Here is a 17,740-nt window from a genome sequence, read left to right on the forward strand (position 1 = left end):
ATGGGGCGAAGCACGGCCTCGCGGGGGTCGTCGTGGACGACCAACAGCGCGCCCTGGCCGCGTTCTTTGCTACTGGAGAAGTAGTGGCGCGGCGGGGCGGCGCGCGCGTCCCTTGTCCGTTGACGATTGGTCATGAGCTCCTCGTTTGTGGAGTGTGGCGAACGTCCGCTTGTGGCGCGAGGCAGACCTCGTTCGAGAGGCAACGATGCTAGAAGCGCCGGGTCGAGGCCCGCGCCCTCTGTGCTGACTCGGGCGCACGCGTTGGAAAGGTCCCGGGCATTCGCTCGGGGCCCTTTTCGTTCAAGGCTTGGCTAGGGCGTTACCACCGCGTGGAGCGGCTGGAACGTCACCTTGGGATGAATGCCCGCCGGCAGGTTGGGGGCAACGTGGGCTGCAAAGAACTGCGCCGAATTCTCCCTGGCTTCCCACACCTCGATCACGCGCCAACCGGTTTCGGTCTGGTGCGCGCTGTGCATCAGGAAGCCGGGCGCGCTCTTCATCGCCTCCGAGACGGCCTTGAGCGTTGCTTCGTAACCGCCCGGCGTCTGGCCGGCGATTTCGGCGATCATCATGATGGCCATGTTGTTACTCCGTGTCGGTAATTTCAGCCGGCGAAGCCGCCGGCATCGAGAAAGGCCTGCTCCTCGTCAGTGGTAGGTCGGCCGAGGATGGCGTTGCGGTGCGGGAAGCGCCCGAAGCGCTGGATGATCTCGCGGTGGTGCTGCGCTCGGACCGAATGGGGCGGGCCGAGGTGCCAACTGAGTCGCACCGAGCGGTCCTGGTCGACCATGTCCTCCGAGTGCGCGAAGGGCAGATAGAAAAACACGCGCAGCGCTGCTTCCACCGCGAGGTCGTATCCCCAGTCAACTGCCGCGGTCGCCACGTATCGCGCGAGGGGGTCGGTGGTGTACATGCACGGCGTGCCGCGGAAGGCGTTGCGCGGGAATTGGTCGAGCAACAGTACCAGGGCAAGTGCGCCATAGGGGGCATCTGCCCAGTCGGCCAGCTCATCGCGCGCGGCCATCTCGTGCAGGCCGAGGAAGCGGGATCGAAACCGTTCGTCGAAGGCTGTGTCCTTGGCGAACCAAAGTCCGGGCCCGGATTCCTTCCAGAACTCGACCATCGCGGCCGCGTCACCAGGAATATCCGGGTATGGCCGGGTGGCGACGTCCGCGGGGGTTTTTCTCAGCGCGAGCGCTTGGCGGAAGGCCATCATCCTGAGAACCCTCCGTTGCGGAGGAACAATTCCACGTCTGCGAGCGCTTCCAGCTTGGATAGCTTGCGTGCAGGGCGGCGAGGCCGCTTGGGAGCGGCGGCGTCGGGACGGGAGACATAGTCTCGCGTCGCTATGCGATCGCCGATAAGCATCAGGTTCTTGTACATTCGATAGATTCCAGTTGATCGCCCAACCCGCGGTCGTCTGATTGCCAGATTGCCGTATACTGAAGCCAGTGATATGATTTCAGCATTATGCTGCACGAAATTGATCTATCTCGTATCGATCTGAACCTGCTGGTGCTTTTCGAGGTCGTTCTCGATGAACTCAACGTGGGGCGAGCTGCTCTTCGCCTCAATCTGTCGCCCTCGGCGGTCAGTCACGGGCTCGGCCGGCTGCGTTCGCAGCTCAACGATCCGTTGTTCCTGAAGACGCCGAAGGGTGTCGTCGCCACCGAGCGGGCGCTGGCTTTGGCTGAGCCGGTGGCCGATATCCTGGCGCGCGTACGACGCGTCATGGCCACGGCCGAGCCGTTCGATCCCCTGACTTCACGACGCCGTTTCATCATAGGGTCGCCGGACGGCAGCGCCATCGTGCCGCTGCCGATGCTGCTCGCCGACCTCGCGGCCAAGGGGCCGGGCATCGATATTGGCACACGCCAGCTCATGCCCGACCCCGCACAGCTGCGGCCGTGGGATCCGGTGTTCGAGGAACTGGACGCCCGGCGCGTCGATATCGCCGCGGTCACCTTTGGTGAGGTGCCGTCGCGCTTCGTGGCGCGACCGCTCTACACCGACGAATTCGTCGTCGTTGCGCGCAAGGGGCATCCGTTCCTTGCAGAGCCCACGCTCGACGCCTATTGCGCCGCCAACCACGTCGTCGTCTCGGGTCGCGCCGACCCCGCGAGCTACACCGGCGAAGTTCTGGCATCGCTCGGGCGGTCACGCCGTGTGCAACTTACCGTACCGCTTTTCGTCGTGGCGCTGGCTACGATCGCGGAGTCGGATCTCATCGGCTCCATGCCCAAGCGACTGGTCGCGAGTCTCTCCGATCGCCTCGGGCTGGCCAGTGCACCCCTGCCGTTCGACCATGGGCGGCCCAGCCAGGTGAGCCTGGTCGTGCCGCGCGTAGCGCTGATGGATGCCGGACTCGCCTGGCTCGTCGGCCGCATCGAGCAGCTCGTGATGGAAACTGTCGTCGTGTGACCGTTGCTAGGCGATTCCAGCCCTCGCCCTACAGATGTGCAGAGCCGGCGCCCGACAGCTTTCTCAGCGACCGCTTGTGGCGCAAAGCGGACACCCGTACACCGCCAATGGCGCCTGCGGGCCTTAGAACAATACCCACGTCACGGAATGGTCTCGCTCCACGGGCGAAGGTTGTACGCCGACGACGAGCGGAGCCTTCTTGCCGACGCGCAATAACTGGGAGCCGCCTACTCAGTCAGGTTTTGCTGCGCGCCTCCCTTGGGCAGCATTCGCCTCAGTTCAAAGGGCGTTTCAACGCGATGAAATCGACGGGCCGAAAGCAGTCGCGCATGGGCGACGGTGACCGAGTGGATAGGTCCTTCGATCCGCTCCACCCAGAACGCCAGAAACCCGGCGAGCACGGGAAACTCAGGGTAGGTGTCGTAGTGTTGCCAGATGAAATCCTGAAATAGGGACCGATGGTCCGGCATCCGATAGACGATCTGCGCCGTGGTGAGCCCGTAGCCGACATTAGCCTCCGTATCGCGGAACCCGGACATTCAAAGAACCTCCTGGAGCTAGCTTGCGGGCTCCAGACTGATGTCGATCAGCTTTGATTTCAAGCCGGTAGCCGGACCTCAAAAAAACTGATCCGAGCCTCTTGAAGGCAAGAATCTCCGCTCCTAGTTCATTTTTGCCTGGGCGCGGGCGCGTCCGGGCGACACTCACATCGTTGCATCTCAATGGAGGAAGCTTTGACGAAGTTCCGTCCCTTGCATGACCGTGTCGTGGTCAAGCGCATCGACGCGGAGCAGAAGACCGCCGGGGGTATCATCATTCCGGACACCGCCAAGGAAAAGCCGCAGGAGGGCGAGGTCGTCGCCGTCGGGCCTGGTGCCCGCGACGAGCGCGGTCAGCTGATCGCCATCGAACTCAAGCCCGGAGATCGGGTGCTTTTCGGAAAGTGGAGCGGCACCGAGGTCAAGCTCGATGGCGAAGAGCTCCTGATCATGAAGGAAAGCGACATCATGGGCGTCATCGAGCCCGTCGCTGAAGTCAAGAAGGCCGCCTGAGGCCTTCGTCCACCCAGAGTCAAATCTCGTTACGTCTCAAGGAGTGACGACAAATGGCTGCTAAAGAAGTCAAGTTCTCCCTCGATGCCCGCGACCGGATGCTGAAGGGCGTCGATACACTTGCCGACGCGGTGAAGGTCACACTTGGCCCGAAGGGCCGCAATGTCGTGATCGAAAAGAGCTTCGGTGCTCCGCGAATCACCAAGGACGGCGTGACCGTCGCCAAGGAAATCGAACTCTCCGACAAGTTCGAAAACATGGGCGCGCAGATGTTGCGCGAAGTCGCCAGCAAGCAGAATGACCTCGCCGGCGATGGCACGACTACCGCGACCGTACTCGCCCAGGCCATCGTCAAGGAAGGTGCCAAGGCGGTGGCTGCGGGCATGAACCCGATGGACCTCAAGCGCGGCATCGATCTCGCCGTCGGCACTGTCGTCGACGAGCTCAAGAAGAATGCCCGCAAGATCACGTCGAACGACGAGATCGCCCAGGTCGGTACTATTTCGGCCAATGGTGAGACTGCCATCGGCAAGATGATCGCCGAGGCCATGCAGAAGGTGGGCAACGAAGGCGTCATCACCGTCGAAGAAGCCAAGACCGCCGAGACCGAACTCGACGTCGTCGAAGGTATGCAGTTCGACCGTGGCTACCTCTCGCCCTACTTCGTGACCAACCCCGACAAGATGCGGGTCGAACTCGAGGACCCGTACATCCTGCTGCACGAAAAGAAGCTCTCGAACCTGCAGCCGATGCTGCCGGTACTCGAAGCCATCGTGCAGACTGGCAAGCCCCTCCTGATCGTCGCTGAGGACGTGGAAGGCGAAGCACTCGCAACGCTGGTCGTCAACAAGCTGCGGGGCGGGCTGAAGATCGCGGCCGTGAAGGCTCCAGGCTTTGGCGATCGGCGCAAGGCCATGCTCGAAGACATCGCCATTCTCACCGGTGGCAATGTCATCTCCGAGGACCTCGGCATCAAGCTCGAGAACGTCACGCTTGAAATGCTCGGTACCGCCCGGAAGGTGACCATCGAGAAGGAGAACACCACCATCGTCGATGGCGCCGGCTCAAAGGCCGACATCCAGGGCCGGGTCGCGCAGATCAAGGCTCAGATCGAGGACACCAGCTCCGACTACGACCGCGAGAAGCTGCAGGAACGGTTGGCCAAGCTCGCCGGCGGCGTCGCCGTGATCCGCGTTGGCGGTTCCACCGAAGTCGAGGTGAAGGAGAAGAAGGACCGCGTCGACGACGCCATGCACGCAACCCGGGCCGCTGTGGAAGAAGGCGTTCTGCCGGGTGGCGGCGTCGCCCTGTTGCGCGCGGCAAAGGCCCTCGAAGGGCTGAAGCCCGACAATGCCGACCAGCGCACGGGTGTCGATATTGTGCGGCGGGCCATCCAGTGGCCAGCCAAGCAGATCGCGCTCAATGCCGGCGAGGACGGTTCCGTTATCGTGGGCAAGCTGCTGGAAAGCACCGACTACGCCCATGGCTGGAACGCCCAGACCGGTGAGTACGGCGACCTCTATAAGTGGGGTGTCATCGATCCCGCCAAGGTTGTGCGCGTCGCAATCGAGGATGCGGCTTCGGTCGCGGGACTGCTGATCACCACGGAAGCGATGATCGCTGAGAAGCCGAAGAAGGACGCTCCGCTGCCGGCAGCGCCCGGCGGCATGGACTTCTGAGTTGCGAAGGGCCGGTTTCGACCGGCCCTTTCTTTTACTATGCAAAGTCCTGGTGGCCTCAGGCGTCCGCTTCTGGCGCAACGCGGCCTCTGACGATTGACCGCTCTTGAGCCCAAAGCCGACATCGGCGGCGGCTTCCGCCTGCCGGATGGCGGCGCGATGACCTCGTGGATAGCGTCGCCCAAGCTACCAACATTGCCGATAGCTGTAGCCGACAGCTCGGTGATCAGCGTGCTGCGGTGCTGCGGGTGTTCCCCAACCAGGGTGTCGACCATGTAAGCCAGCCGATCGGCGTTGCCGTTGCCGAACATCAGAACGCCATCGAGATGGACCATCTCGCCATCATCGGAGTCGATCACCCGTTTGGTGGCAGCAATCAGCAACGGTCGGCGGTACTCGTAGCCGGGTGCGGCATACTCTGACCGCCGGCAAACGATGTTGTAGAGGCTAGTTGGTCCATCTCGACCCAGCCAGCCGGCGATGCGAGCTTGGGCTGGCACCGCTGATACAGGCGGCCGATATCGGCCGAGTGGAGAGTAGCGGTGAGGCGGTAAGACCGGTCATTCAGCAGCTGTCGGTCGAAGCCTCGGCGCCGGAACTGATTTTCCGCGAGATGAAGCCCGACTTCGCCGAAGTGCGGCTGATCAGGGTTATGGATAGGGTTGAACGTTTCCGTCATGTCTTACCTTTCGGCCGCACCGCGAAATTGCGTTGAGCGGCGATCGTTAGGGAAAACACTGCCGGCTCAAAGCCGGGACTCATGACGAATAACGGTCGGTATAGTGGCCGTCGGAGAGCGGAGTCAACACCCTCGTGGGTTCGTCGAACGGTCCCACCACCGGCACAAAATTAATGGTCTACAACATCAGCAGGTTATGGCCACCGGCCGCCGCCACTTCGAGGGCGCGGCGGGCGACTTCCTGGCCGCGGACTTCGGACAGGTCCGGGAGACCTGTTGCGTCGGTTTGCCGCCGCGGCACCGGCCGGGTGCAAAGCTGGAAGCCGCCGAGGTGGTTGACCAGCGCCAGGAGCGTCTGCGGCGCGACGATTTCCAGGTCGTCGCCTGCCCACGCCGCCTCGGGCCCCGCGCTTTCAGCACAGATGATGCCCATGTCGCGCGACAGCGCGGCGATCGCCGCAGGCAGCACCCCGGCGGTCGGCGCCAGCCGGCCATCTAGGCCGAGTTCACCCAGCGCCAGATAACCCTCCAGCGCGTCGGACGGGATGGCGCCGATGGCCGCCATCAGCCCGAGCGCGATCGGCAGGTCGTAGTGGCTGCCCTCCTTGGGGAGATCGGCCGGCGCGAGATTCACGGTAATGCGTTTGGGCGGCAGGCTGAGGCCGGAAGCATAAAGCGCGGCGCGCACCCGCTCGCCGGATTCCTTCACCGCCTTGTCAGGCAAACCGACGAGAAAGAAGTTCGGAAGCCCCGGCGCGATCTGCACCTGGACGTCAACCGGCACCGCCTCGATACCCTGAAACGCTACGGTCGCGACCCGCGTGACCATCACTACGCCCCCAACTATCCCCACGCCGAACGCTATCAGGAGAATTACGGATGGTGCAAGAACATTACGGGAACAGCACATCGGAACAACAATAACCGCCGGCGCATTCAGCTTGCCGTCGTCCTGCTCAGCACGTAGCGCCGATGCCGGATAAGCTCACCGCGGGAGCGAGACCTGGGCTCGACTGTATCCATGCCACGTTGCCGCTCCGGCTATTGTGTGCGATCGACGCCGTACCAGATCTGCCGGGCCACCCGGTTGAGCGGCGCGGTGATCCGCCATTTGGAGGTTCGGTTGACGCGCTTCGCCAGCCCGGCCATGTCTGGAACACGTCCGTGCAGGATCTTGACGCCGCCGCCGATCGCGCCCGGATAAGGCAGCCGATAATTGTAGGCCATGGGCAGCACTGCGAAGCGGATATCGGTGTGGTAGAGCGCGTGGCGGAACGGCTGCTGATCCTGCTTGAGGCCTGTCTCGGTATGCCGCGCTGACCAGAAATCGAGGAAAGCATCGGTTTCGGCATCCTTGCGCAGCGCCACCAATCCGGAATTCAGCTTGGGGAACGATATCGGGATGCCGTCATCGTCCGACACTCCGCCCCGCTGCTGCAGCTCGACGGTCCAGAAGGGCGTTACGGCCGCCGCCAGCGGGAAGCGATCGAGGATCGTGAACAACTCGGGGACCGGATCGCAGACGAAGGTGTCGGTGTCAATGAACACCGTTCGGGCGAACGGACTGTGTCGCATTGCCCACATCTTGAGCGACTTGACGTGCATGCCTGGGGGCGGCGCGATCTGGATGTCGAACAAGTGCTGCGGCATGGGCTTGTCGGCAACAATCGCCACTGCAGCCTGAGGCATCACCGCCTTGATGCTTGCCGCGGAGCGTTCGGCTTCGATGAGCCAACGGTCGCCCCTGGCGCAGTAGAGAAATCCCTGGTCGGACATGTGCACTTCCGCCGGCCTACATCTGAACGTGATTTCTGATCAGCCCCGGCGCGAAGTAGGCGACGATTTCGGCGCCGTAGATCACCAGCGCGTAGCCAGCTCCAAAAACGAACGAGCCGCTTGCCGTGAGCGGATCGAGACCCAGCGGGCGGGCACGTGACGCGATCGTCTGCCCGTTCCTGCCGATGGTACGCACCAGCCGTACGGCGCCGCCGAGCGGGCTGGCGTGCAGCCAGCCCAGCGGTCGCTTGTGCCGCCGCCAGTAGACATTGTCGTAGCCCTGGCAGACGGCACGGATGAACGCATGCCGCAGTCCTTCGGGCGCAGGGTGGCTGACAGTCGCATCGGCCGCCCGCCAGATCTGTATGCCGTCGGCCTTGAGACGGCCCGCCAGCTCGACGCATTGCCCGCGATAGCTGCCGGCGCGGCGGAAGCCGTAGCGCTCGAGGATCTCGCGCTTGAAGGCGACGTTGTTGGCGTAGAAATGTCCGGTCGGGCTGACGCCGGTGTGCTTGGGGTTGGGTTCGAAGAACCAGAAGCCCGAGAACAGGCGGTCGAGCAGCGTGTCCCTTGCAAGGTAGGTGTGGCCGCCGACCACCTGCACGTCATCCCGATCCACCGCCCCCAGCATGTGGCCGAGCCAGCCGGCATCCGGGATGACGTCGCTATCGAGGAAGACGACCGTATCGGCGGTGGCCGAGGCCGCGCCAAGGTTCTTCTGCTCGAAATAATGCAACCCGGGGGCTGCGATGTAGCGGATATCGCCGGGCCAGTTTGCCGGGTCGAGTTCTTGATCGACGGTTGAGCGCGGCACGGCGACGTCGATCTCGCCCGGATCATAGGCGACGAGCAGCTCGAACCGGGTGTTGTGCGACCGGGCGTAGTCCCTGGCTTGCTCACCGAGCCTCGACAGCATCTGGCGTGCCCGGTCGACATCGGACAGCAGCGCGTTTTCCCACTCGATCACGATTGAAGCAGTTGATGGCAATTTTGGCCCCCCGACCGATTGCCATCAGAAGCTATCAAACTGTCCGGCGCAGCGCGAGTCCCGCGTTAACCATGCTGGAATAACAAAGGGTTAGCGCAAGGTTTCGTTAAGCGCGCCATGTTGATTCAAAGGCTTCCGATCTCTGTCCGAAAGCCAGACGACCAGCATGCTTGCCGCCGCCCGCCCCGCGTTTCCGTTCGCCAAATCCCTGCTGCTGGTCGGGCTAACCCTGCTGCTTGCCGCCTGCGGGCGCTCGCCTACGCATGACTATCGCGGCATCCCCGGCGACAACGATCCGCATGACGGGGTGCGACGGGCCTGGGGCCTGCCGATCCAGGGGCTGGATGTGGCGCGCTACCAGGGCCGCGTCGATTTCAACGCGGCGCGGGGTGGCGGGGTGCACTTCGTCTACATCAAGTCGACCGAGGGCAAGGACTATATCGACCCCAATTTCTACGATAACTGGCGCGGCGCCCAGGCGGCCGGCCTGGCGCGTGGCGCCTATCATTTCATGACCTGGTGCAGCCTCGCCTCGCAGCAGGCCGCGTGGTTCAAGCGCATGGTGCCGAACGATCCGGACGCGCTGCCGCCGGTGCTCGATCTCGAGTGGAACAACCACTCGAGCTGCAAGAACAAGTTCAACCGCGAGGACGTGCTGGAGAAGGTTCGCGTAATGCTCGCCGAGATGGAGCGGCACACCGGCAAGGTGCCGATCATCTATACCGACATGAACTTCTACAGCGACATCCTCGCCGGCGAGCACTTCGATTCCTCGTTCTGGTTGCGCTCGACTGCCGCCGAACCCCACACCAAGTATGGCGACGAGCCGTGGCTGTTCTGGCAGTGGACGCAGACCGGCACGATGTCGGGCGTGCGCACCGAGGTCGACCGCAACGCGTTCTACGGCAGCGAGGGCGACTGGGTGACGTTCCTGCTCACCGGTTGCGACCCGCGTACTGTCGACCGGCTGGGCCCGCAGGGACGCTGCCAAAGCCACAAGTAACGGTGCGTGAGTGCTTGGCGGCCTTGTCAGTATTTCGCCTTGGTTCTAGCCTCACGTAGTGATTTGCCGGCGGAGTCGGCACGAAACAATGGAAGGGGATACGCTATGGCCAAGGGTCAGCTGAAATCCAACAAGGAAGCCAAGAAGCCCAAGAAGGAAAAGCCGAAAGTGCTGGCGACGGCCGGGATGACCCCCGCCACTGCCGCCCCGGCGAAAAAGAAGTAATCGGGCTGATCGATCATTGTTCAAGGGCCGTGGCATCGCTGCGGCCCTTCGCTATTTGATCAAGGCGCCGGGGTGATGTTCCACCACTCATCGAGCACGCCGCAGAGCAGGCCCGCTGGGCCGCCCGGCGCTGCAAAGGTGAGACGGAAGACGCCATCGACCTCGCGATGCACGCCCTTCTTCAGATCGGTGAAAGCGGCGTGCCAGTGGGCATAGGCCATCGGTCCATCCACCGCCCACAGGCTGAACGAGAATTCGATGTCACGCTGCCGCGCGACGACATCGGTGTCCCAGTAGGCGCGGATACCGGCATGGCCGGTGAAGGGTGGCCTGAAGCGGGTCTCGTGATAGAGCCCGTCAGGCACGAACAGCGAGACGATCAGCTCGGTGTCCTGCGTCACCCACGCCTGCTGGTAAAGCGCGAGCCAGGCAACCGCCTGCTCCGGCGTAACGCCGAGATCAGCCACCGAGCACACCGCTCTGCTTTACCCCATCCAGCAGGAACTGCACGGCGAGCGCCGCGAGCAGCACCCCGACGACGCGGCTGACCACGGCGAGGCCGGTAATGCCGAGCAGCCGCTGGATCGGGATAGCAACGAGCATCACCAGGTAGCAGAGCAGCAGGATCGCCAGTAGCGCCACGACCACGATGAACCAGGCAAGATTGAAGCCGCCGCCGGTGCCGGTGGTCAGAAGGATCACCGCGCTGATGGCGCCGGGACCGGCGAGCAGCGGCGTCGCCAGCGGGAACACCGAGATATCGGAGCGGTGCTGCGCTTCGTTTTCTTCCTCCGGCGTCGTGCCGGTGCCGCCCGAGTGGCGGGCGAACACCATGTCGATCGAGATCAGCAGCAAGAGGATGCCACCGGCGATGCGCAGCGCCGGCAACGTGATGCCGAACAAGCGCAGCAGCACCTCGCCGAATACCGCGAAGAACAGGAGGATCACGCCGGCGATGACGGTGCCGCGCAGCGCCATCGAGCGCCGCTCAGCCTGGGTGTTCTTCTGTGTCAGCGCCGCGTAGACGACCAGCAGATCCGCGGGCCCAAGGGTGGCGAAGAACGTGGTCAGGGCGAGGAGAAGCGTATCGACGGGCATGGCGGGACAATGGCCGAGGCCGGGCCGAAAGGCGAGAGGGCGCGAAGGATTTCACCTGGGCGCGCAAGACCTCCGCAAATCAGCCGCAAAGCCGCCCGACTGAACAGCGGCTGCCATGACCATTACCCTCGACGCATCGCCGATCGATGTGCTGCCTCAGCCGCGACCGCTGTGGGGGACGCTGGCGTCGTTCGGCCTGCATGGCGCGCTGCTAGCGCTGTTGCTGATCGGGCCGAACATACAGCGATTGCGACCGGTGATGCCGCGCAGCATTGCCGTCGAGATGATCACGGCAGCGCAGTTCGCGGCACTGACACGGCCGCCCGAACCCCCACCAGTCGCGGTGGAGCCCACTCCCACCGCACCATCCACCGCCGCGGCGCCGGCAGCCGATGCGCCCGCCCCCATCCCGAAGGCCGCATCTGGCGGCACCATCCGCGCCACCGATTTCTATGCCGGAAGCCTGCTGGCCGAGCCGGCGAGTGCGAACCTGCGCGAGACGATGAAGACGCTCGATGGCAGCGAGCGCGTGGTGCAGCTGTGCAGTATCGAAGCAATCGAGCAGATCCGCCGCGCCCGGCCGGAATTCGATCCGGACACCGTCGTCGCTTATGCGATGGCCGACATGGCGGTGCGCGACGGCGCGCTGATCGCCGATGGAGGCGCTTTCCGCAGCCGGCGCGAGTGGTATGAGGTGCGGTTCAGTTGTACGGCCGCTGCCGACCACTCAGCAGTCGAGCAGTTTGAGTTTTCGGTGGGTGAGTTTATCCCGCACGAGCTGTGGGACGCGCATTATCTCACGGCGGCAGAGGACGACGACGACTGATCGGGCCGGATGGGGCACGGCTCGCGCGAGCACCTAACTGTCGTTCAGGATGGTTTCGACAAGCTGGTTCGGGGCCTCGAATGGGGCGCCGGCCGTCACGGCAACAATGGCGATGTTCAGGTCCGGAGACCGAACGGCCTTGGCCGGCCATTCGGCCAGGTGCCGGCCGCGAAGTCGTCGATGGCTCGGGAGCCATGGGAGCGAGCGACGGCGATGAAAGCTCGCAGCGCCGACAAGCGATGCGAGCGGTTGCACCGCGCCTAGCTCCGCCGCTTCTCGATCGCGTCCCAAATCATCACGGCGATATCCGGCCCGCCGAAACGCTTGATTTCGCGGATGCCGGTGGGCGACGTGACGTTGATCTCGGTGAGGTAGTCGCCGATCACATCGATACCGACGAAGATCATGTCGCGCTCCTTCAATGCCGGCCCGATGGTGGCGCAGATTTCGCGCTCCCGCTCGGTCAGCGGGGACAGTTCCGGGCGGCCGCCAACATGCATGTTGGAGCGCGCCTCGCCATCGGCGGGGATGCGGTTGAGGCCGGCCACCGGCTCGCCATCGATGATGATGATGCGCTTGTCGCCCTTGCGCACATCCGGCAGGTACTTCTGCACCATGAAGGGCTCGCGGAAGCTCTGCTCGAACAGCTCGATCAGCGAGTTGAGGTTCTGGTCGCCCTCCTGCAGCAGGAACACACCGGCGCCGCCATTGCCGTAGAGGGGCTTGAGGATGATGTTGCCGTGTTCCTTGCGGAACTCGCGGATCAGGCCGCGATCGCGCGTCACCAGCGTCGGCGGCATCAGCTCGGGGAACTCGGTGACGAGGATCTTCTCCGGCGCGTTGCGCACCGCAGCGGGCGGATTGACCACATAGGTCTTGGGGTGGATGCGCTCGAGCAGGTGGGTGAGCGTGGTGTAGTTCATGTCGAACGGCGGATCCTGCCGCATCAGCACCACGTCGTAGGCTTGGAGATCGGCCCGTGCGAACTCGCCCAGCGCGTAGTGCTCGCCCTTGGGCTTGTCGAACACGGTGATCGGGGCCAGCTCGGCCGACACGTGGTTGTCGCGCAGCGCCAGGGTCTGCGGCACATAATAGTCCACCTTGTGCTTGCGCGCCTGCGCCTCGAGCATCATGGCGAAGGTCGAATCCCCCGCCGGATTGATCGAAGCGATGGGGTCCATCTGCACGGCGATTTTGAGGGACATGAAGCGGTCCTAGCTGGCGTCGAAAGCGCCTTTGACATGGCGCGGCCACGTGCGCGGCGCAAGGAAAATCACATCGAACCGGAGGGGCGTTTCGGCGAGGGCCGGGTGGCGCGCAACATAGTACTGCGCGGCGCGGGAGATGCGGCTGGCATTGACCGCAGCGAGGGCCATGGCCTCCTCCGAGCGGGCCTGCCGGGCCTTCACTTCGATAAAGGCGGTGAGCCCGAAGCGGCGGGCGACAAGGTCGATCTCGCCGACCGGTGTCTTCACGCGCGCCGCGACGATGCGATAGCCCTTGAGCCGCAGGTACCACGCAGCCAGCGCTTCGCCGCGGCGGCCGAGGAGTTCGGCGCCGAGCCGGGCACTGCGGGTCTGGTTATTCCTCGGCCTTGAGGGCGAGGGCCGCATCGTAGACCTCCTTGCGCTTGAGGGCGTAGCGCGCGGTGATCTCGTCGACGGCGGCGCGCAGCGGCTGCGCAACCAGCGCCTCCTCGAGCGCTGCCTTCCAGTCGGCCTCCTCGACCACCACGCCCTCGGCGCCGCCGACGAGGATCACCGCCTCGCCCTTGGTGTCGCCGGCCCCAAAATGGCGTGCGAGTTCGCTGAGCGTGCCGCGCTCGACCCGCTCGAACCGCTTGGTGAGCTCGAGCGCTACTGCGGCAGGCCGGTGGCCCAGTGCTTCAGCCATGGCGGCAAGCGTATCGCCGAGACGGCGGGGCGACTCGTAGAACACCAGCGTGTCGGCGCGCCCCTTGAGCGCTGCGAGCGCGTTGGCGCGGGCTCCGGCCTTGGAGGGCAGGAAGCCGATGAAGCCGAAGGCGTCGGTGGGGAGGCCGGCGCTTGCCAGAGCCGCGAGCAGCGCCGACGCCCCAGGAATGGCGAACACCGGCAGTCCGGCTTCGCGCATGGCGCGGACCAGCGGGAAGCCCGGATCGGACAAAAGCGGCGTGCCGGCGTCGGAGATCTGCGCCACCGCGCGGCCCGCCTGAAGGCTCGCGATCACCTCGCCGATACGGGCGCGTTCGTTGTGCTCGTGCAGCGACTTACGCGCGGTGCGGATGCCGTAGTGATCGAGCAGCGTTGCCGAGTGACGCGTATCCTCGCAGAGGATCAGGTCGGCCGCGGCCAGCGTCTCGAGCGCCCGCAGCGTGATGTCCTTGAGGTTGCCGATCGGTGTGGCGACGACGTAGAGCCCGGCCGCCAGAGGGGCCGCGGGAAACTCGGTTCCGGCGATGAAGAAGCTCTTCGGCCGATCGTCCACGCCGCCTCCGATTAACACGAAGTTAAGCTCGGTCTTTATGAGCCGGGCCCGATTCTGTATAGACGCCTTTCAAGGTGCGCCACGCGCGGCAGAGTGCGGGACTTGATAAAGGTAGGGCAAGTGAGAATTGCAACGGGCGCGAACGCGCTGACAGGGCTCAGGTATCTCGGGCTCGGCCTTGCTGCTGCGGCGCTGCTCTCCGCCTGTTCGCCGGGCAATTTCAACTTCGGGCCGGGCGGCGGCACGACCGCCGGGGCGAACCAGCCGCTCGCCACCGGCAAGACCTTCGGCAAGGGTCCGGTGCGGGTGGCGCTGCTGCTGCCGCTTTCGGGCGATCCCAATCTGGCGGCAGTCGGCACCTCGATGGCCAATGCGTCGGAGCTGGCCATCGGCTTTGTCGAGACCAACCCCAATATCGGCGAGAACATCACCGTAGTGTTGAAGGACACCGGCAGCACGGCCAGTGGCGCGGCACAGGCCGCGACCCAGGCGCTGAGCGAAGGCGTCAGCCTGATCCTCGGGCCGCTGCGCGCCGATCAGGTCACCGCCGCGGGCCAGGTGGCGAAGGCGGCTGGTATTTCGGTGATCGGCTTCTCCAACAATTCGGGCGCCGCCTCGCCGGGCGTGTTCCTGCTCAACATCCTGCCCGAGAGCGAAGTGAAGCGCTCGATGGGCTATGCCAAGAAGCTCGGCAAGAAGGCCTTCGCGGGTGTGTTCCCGACCACCGATTTCGGCCGCATCCAGGAAGGCGCGTTCCGCCAGGCCACCGCCGATCTCGGACTGAATGCCCGCGCCGTCTACAACTTCTCGTCGGAAGCCGAAGCCCGCACCGTCGTGACGCAGCTGGTGCCGATGCTGCAGGCCGGGCAGATCGATGCGCTGTTCATCCCCGACCGGGCGACGGCGCCGAGCTTTGCGAACCTTCTCAACGAAGCCGGTATCGCGCCGGGCAAGGTGCAACTGATCGGCTCGGCCGACTGGGATGGCGATCCTTCGATCCTCAACACCACGACGCTGGCCGGGGCGATCTTCCCCGCTATCGACGACGCCGGCTACAACGCGCTGCTGCCCGAGTACCAGGCGAAGTTCGGCTCGGCGCCGCACAAGTTCGCCACTATCGCCTACACCGCGACGATCCTCGCCAATGCCGGCACACTCGCCAACGGCACGCCGAAATACGACCGTGCCCAGCTGACGCTGCCGGCCGGCTTCAACGGCCGCGACGGAGTGTTCCGCTTCCTGCCCGATGGGCGGAGCGAATACGCGCTGGTGATCAAGCAGGTGTCGATCGGCGGCGCGAGCGTCGCCGAAGGGGCGAAACTCTAGCGCCTAGCTGTGATACCAGCCGTTGAGGTGGGCCTTCTCGTGGCGCAACACCTTGCCGCGGGTGTCGGCGCTCAGTCCCTTGACGATCCAGATGACGTCGCCGCCGATGCGGGAGCACCCTACGACACGGGCGTCGGGATCGCTGCGGCGCGCTGCAGCGAAGTGATCGGCGCACATGCGGTTGATGGTTGCCTGGTCCGAAGTGAGTACGCGGTAGTCCTGGATCGGCTCGTGGTCGAAGAGTACAGGAGGCATACGGACGTCCCTCGCCACCGCCGGTCCCGCCACGAGGACCAGGACGGCAGCCATTGCCATCGCTTTCATGGTTTAGTCGCTCAGAGAGTCTGCTGCCGCTCAGCAGTAGATGCCGTTGGCCTCCACGACGCAGTTCCCATCCTCGGTGGTCACGAGGCTCCCGCCTTCAAACGGGATGATCGATACGAACGAGCCGGCCGAAAGCGGGGCGCTCGCCACCCAGTGCCGGTCGTTCCAGTACCAGACGCCGGCCTTCGCTGACGGCTTGGGCTCCTTGATGATGCCTGGATACTGAATGTGTGGACTCGCCAGTCCGTCGGTCGAGTAGACGCCGCTGTCGGTCTGCATGACTCTGACGAAGGTGGTGTGCCCGTAGGCGATCTTGCGAACCACCGTCTCGGCAACCGGCTCGATCGAGACGCCGGGCTGCACGTAATAGCTCCAGCGCATCAGCTTGTCGGGATCGAAGACCGGCGGCCACACCTCGTCGGGTGTGCTGAGCAAGGTGTGCATCGGCTCCTCCTCAGCGACCGCGCGCGGCAGGATGTTGGGCAGCGACAGCAAAGCGGCAGCGCCGAGTCCGATTGCTCCCCCAAACATGATGGCGCGAGTCGCATCCATTCGCCGTTCTCCGGTCGGTGTTAACCAACCATCAACCATACCGGCGAAACGCGTGTCAAAATGGAACAGCGATTAAGGTAAATTTAACCTAGGGAAGCGCGGCCGCGAGCTCTTCGACCACCTCGACGAAGCGGTCATAGGCCTCGCGGGTGGGCCAGGGCCGGATCAGCTTCTCGAACGGCTCGAACTCGAACACCGGGAAGCTCGGCTCGCCGAAATAGCGTCGTGCTTCCTCGGGCTCGAACCCGGCGAGATGGGTGGCTTCGAGGAAGGCAGCCTCGCGATCGGCGCGCTTGATCTGCTTCTGCAGCGCCGCCGGGGGCGTCGCGGGAAGGGAAAAGCGGAGGTAGACGGCGCCGAGCAGCCGGTTCTCCACCTCCTTGTAGTTGCCGCCCATCGCCGCCTTGAACGGCGAGATGATGTCGCCCATCACGTATTCGGGCGCATCGTGCAGCACGGCGTAGAGCATGGCACGCGGATCGGCATCGCGGTTCAGCGCGCGATAGAGTTCGAGCACCAGCACCGAATGCTGCGCCACCGAAAACGGGTAGTCGCCGATGGTCTGGCCGTTCCAACGGGCGACGCGAGCGAGGCCGTGCGCGATGTCGGATAGCTCGACATCGAGCGGTGACGGATCGAGGATATCGAGCCGTCTGCCCGACAGCATACGCTGCCACGCCCGCTCCTTGCCTCGCGCCATGGAATCCCCCGGTGTTTGAAGCCGAGGAAGCTAGTCTTCGGGGGTTGATTCGCCAAACCCGGTCTTCGTCGGCAAGGCGGCCATCACGCGGCGGCGGTGGCCCTGGCTCGCATCGTGTCGACGCTCCAGGTCCCCGGCCCGGCGAGGACCAGATAGAGGAAGATGAAGCAGTAGAGGATCGCCGACACGCCGAAATTGTTGTTCGGGAACGGGCTCATCGGGAAATGGAAACCCCAGTAGGCGACTGCCATGAAGCCGCAGAGCACGAAGGCCACCGGCCGGGTCAGCCAGCCGACGAGAATGAACAGGCCACCCACGAGCTCCAGCCATCCGGCCACAGTCATCAAGGTCTGTATCTCGGGCGGCGAGGGCTGCACCGGCGGTGGGAAGTTGAAGACGACGGTGAGTCCGGCGTGGACGAACAGCAGGCCGGTGACAATGCGCAGGATTGCCAGCCCATGCGGCGCGTAGGCGGAAAATCGATCAAGCATTTTGGGTCTCCCTTCAATGTCGGGCGCTCAGGACGGTATCGCGATCGGATATCCATAACCAGAACGTTCTATAACTATAACGTTATAGACGAGGCCTCGATACTGTCAAGAGTTGCGATCACGGTCGCGAGATC

The 17,740-nt window shown here is 64.5% G+C and carries 22 protein-coding genes and 1 pseudogene; 8 read left to right on the top strand and 15 right to left on the bottom strand.

The annotated features are described in order from the left end of the window. Window positions 1-311: 311 nt before the first annotated feature. Window positions 312-581, bottom strand: coding sequence for an antibiotic biosynthesis monooxygenase family protein (locus tag AC1DV8_RS21280; protein ID WP_436090016.1), 270 nt, complete (start codon window positions 579-581; stop codon window positions 312-314). Window positions 582-604: 23 nt separating this feature from the next. After that, window positions 605-1,123 (bottom strand): DUF924 family protein, encoded by a 519-nt coding sequence (locus tag AC1DV8_RS21285; protein ID WP_477158852.1) that lies wholly within the window; start codon window positions 1,121-1,123, stop codon window positions 605-607. A gap of 347 nt (window positions 1,124-1,470) precedes the next feature. Here AC1DV8_RS21285 and AC1DV8_RS21290 point away from each other — a divergent pair, with 347 nt between their 5' ends. After that, window positions 1,471-2,421, top strand: coding sequence for a LysR family transcriptional regulator (locus tag AC1DV8_RS21290; protein ID WP_477158821.1), 951 nt, complete (start codon window positions 1,471-1,473; stop codon window positions 2,419-2,421). Window positions 2,422-2,648: 227 nt separating this feature from the next. Here AC1DV8_RS21290 and AC1DV8_RS21295 read toward each other — a convergent pair whose 3' ends face one another. Next, entirely contained in the window at window positions 2,649-2,960 is a 312-nt protein-coding gene (locus AC1DV8_RS21295; RefSeq protein ID WP_477158822.1) for a protein usg, read from the bottom strand. Between the two features lie 195 nt (window positions 2,961-3,155). On the opposite strand from AC1DV8_RS21295, the gene groES reads away from it, so the two are divergent. The 4 genes from groES to AC1DV8_RS21315 all read left to right on the top strand — a co-directional run bounded on the left by groES (window position 3,156) and on the right by AC1DV8_RS21315 (window position 5,867). After that, the gene (gene groES, locus AC1DV8_RS21300) at window positions 3,156-3,473 is read left to right on the top strand and encodes a co-chaperone GroES (RefSeq protein WP_477158823.1); all 318 of its coding nucleotides are present in this window, start codon (window positions 3,156-3,158) and stop codon (window positions 3,471-3,473) included. 53 nt (window positions 3,474-3,526) lie between these two features. Then, entirely contained in the window at window positions 3,527-5,152 is a 1,626-nt protein-coding gene (groL, locus tag AC1DV8_RS21305) for a chaperonin GroEL (RefSeq protein WP_477158824.1), read from the top strand. 167 nt (window positions 5,153-5,319) lie between these two features. Further along, window positions 5,320-5,574 (top strand): hypothetical protein, encoded by a 255-nt coding sequence (locus AC1DV8_RS21310; protein ID WP_477158825.1) that lies wholly within the window; start codon window positions 5,320-5,322, stop codon window positions 5,572-5,574. 29 nt (window positions 5,575-5,603) lie between these two features. Continuing rightward, complete coding sequence (locus tag AC1DV8_RS21315; RefSeq protein ID WP_477158826.1) at window positions 5,604-5,867, top strand: hypothetical protein; 264 nt, start codon at window positions 5,604-5,606, stop codon at window positions 5,865-5,867. Window positions 5,868-6,015: 148 nt separating this feature from the next. Here AC1DV8_RS21315 and AC1DV8_RS21320 read toward each other — a convergent pair. The 3 genes and pseudogenes from AC1DV8_RS21320 to AC1DV8_RS21330 all read right to left on the bottom strand — a co-directional run. Further along, window positions 6,016-6,660: pseudogene (locus AC1DV8_RS21320) on the bottom strand (magnesium chelatase domain-containing protein); the annotation flags it as partial. Between the two features lie 212 nt (window positions 6,661-6,872). Further along, window positions 6,873-7,607, bottom strand: a complete 735-nt coding sequence (locus AC1DV8_RS21325; RefSeq protein WP_477151701.1) for a glycosyltransferase family protein — start codon at window positions 7,605-7,607, stop codon at window positions 6,873-6,875. A gap of 16 nt (window positions 7,608-7,623) precedes the next feature. Then, entirely contained in the window at window positions 7,624-8,595 is a 972-nt protein-coding gene (locus tag AC1DV8_RS21330) for a glycosyltransferase (protein WP_477158827.1), read from the bottom strand. Window positions 8,596-8,761: 166 nt separating this feature from the next. Here AC1DV8_RS21330 and AC1DV8_RS21335 point away from each other — a divergent pair, with 166 nt between their 5' ends. Then, a complete protein-coding gene (locus AC1DV8_RS21335; RefSeq protein WP_477151703.1) occupies window positions 8,762-9,598 on the top strand; it encodes a GH25 family lysozyme in 837 nt (278 codons plus the stop codon). Window positions 9,599-9,882: 284 nt separating this feature from the next. Here the strand turns inward: AC1DV8_RS21335 and AC1DV8_RS21340 are convergent, their stop codons facing one another. Then, window positions 9,883-10,290: a nuclear transport factor 2 family protein gene (locus tag AC1DV8_RS21340; RefSeq protein WP_477158828.1), complete on the bottom strand. Its 408-nt coding sequence runs from the start codon at window positions 10,288-10,290 to the stop codon at window positions 9,883-9,885. Then, window positions 10,283-10,921 carry a MarC family protein gene (locus AC1DV8_RS21345; RefSeq protein WP_477151705.1) on the bottom strand — a complete coding sequence of 213 codons (639 nt, stop codon included), beginning with the start codon at window positions 10,919-10,921 and terminating at the stop codon, window positions 10,283-10,285. Before AC1DV8_RS21345 ends, AC1DV8_RS21340 begins: the two co-directional genes overlap by 8 nt. A 115-nt stretch (window positions 10,922-11,036) precedes the next feature. On the opposite strand from AC1DV8_RS21345, the gene AC1DV8_RS21350 reads away from it, so the two are divergent. After that, window positions 11,037-11,747 (top strand): DUF930 domain-containing protein, encoded by a 711-nt coding sequence (locus AC1DV8_RS21350; protein WP_477158829.1) that lies wholly within the window; start codon window positions 11,037-11,039, stop codon window positions 11,745-11,747. 260 nt (window positions 11,748-12,007) lie between these two features. Here the strand turns inward: AC1DV8_RS21350 and gshB are convergent, their stop codons facing one another. Genes gshB through rsmI form a run of 3 tightly spaced genes read right to left on the bottom strand, consistent with a single transcriptional unit; the run spans window position 12,008 to window position 14,213 of the window. Then, window positions 12,008-12,952 (bottom strand): glutathione synthase, encoded by a 945-nt coding sequence (gene gshB / locus AC1DV8_RS21355; RefSeq protein ID WP_477158830.1) that lies wholly within the window; start codon window positions 12,950-12,952, stop codon window positions 12,008-12,010. A 9-nt stretch (window positions 12,953-12,961) separates the two neighbouring features. Continuing rightward, the gene (locus AC1DV8_RS21360; protein WP_477158831.1) at window positions 12,962-13,360 is read right to left on the bottom strand and encodes a YraN family protein; all 399 of its coding nucleotides are present in this window, start codon (window positions 13,358-13,360) and stop codon (window positions 12,962-12,964) included. Further along, window positions 13,329-14,213: a 16S rRNA (cytidine(1402)-2'-O)-methyltransferase gene (gene rsmI / locus AC1DV8_RS21365; protein ID WP_477158832.1), complete on the bottom strand. Its 885-nt coding sequence runs from the start codon at window positions 14,211-14,213 to the stop codon at window positions 13,329-13,331. Before rsmI ends, AC1DV8_RS21360 begins: the two co-directional genes overlap by 32 nt. 120 nt (window positions 14,214-14,333) lie before the next feature. Between rsmI and AC1DV8_RS21370 the strand changes: the two genes are divergently transcribed. After that, a complete protein-coding gene (locus tag AC1DV8_RS21370) occupies window positions 14,334-15,539 on the top strand; it encodes a penicillin-binding protein activator (protein WP_477151710.1) in 1,206 nt (401 codons plus the stop codon). Window positions 15,540-15,542: 3 nt separating this feature from the next. Here AC1DV8_RS21370 and AC1DV8_RS21375 read toward each other — a convergent pair whose 3' ends face one another. The 4 genes from AC1DV8_RS21375 to AC1DV8_RS21390 all read right to left on the bottom strand — a co-directional run bounded on the left by AC1DV8_RS21375 (window position 15,543) and on the right by AC1DV8_RS21390 (window position 17,606). Then, window positions 15,543-15,794, bottom strand: a complete 252-nt coding sequence (locus AC1DV8_RS21375; protein ID WP_477158833.1) for a hypothetical protein — start codon at window positions 15,792-15,794, stop codon at window positions 15,543-15,545. Between the two features lie 99 nt (window positions 15,795-15,893). Continuing rightward, window positions 15,894-16,415, bottom strand: a complete 522-nt coding sequence (locus tag AC1DV8_RS21380; protein WP_477158834.1) for a hypothetical protein — start codon at window positions 16,413-16,415, stop codon at window positions 15,894-15,896. A gap of 88 nt (window positions 16,416-16,503) precedes the next feature. Beyond that, window positions 16,504-17,115: a hydrolase gene (locus tag AC1DV8_RS21385; RefSeq protein ID WP_477151713.1), complete on the bottom strand. Its 612-nt coding sequence runs from the start codon at window positions 17,113-17,115 to the stop codon at window positions 16,504-16,506. Between the two features lie 83 nt (window positions 17,116-17,198). Beyond that, window positions 17,199-17,606 carry a DoxX family protein gene (locus AC1DV8_RS21390; protein WP_477151714.1) on the bottom strand — a complete coding sequence of 136 codons (408 nt, stop codon included), beginning with the start codon at window positions 17,604-17,606 and terminating at the stop codon, window positions 17,199-17,201. Window positions 17,607-17,740: the final 134 nt, after the last annotated feature.

The organism is Devosia sp. P3_B2 (assembly GCF_056402875.1).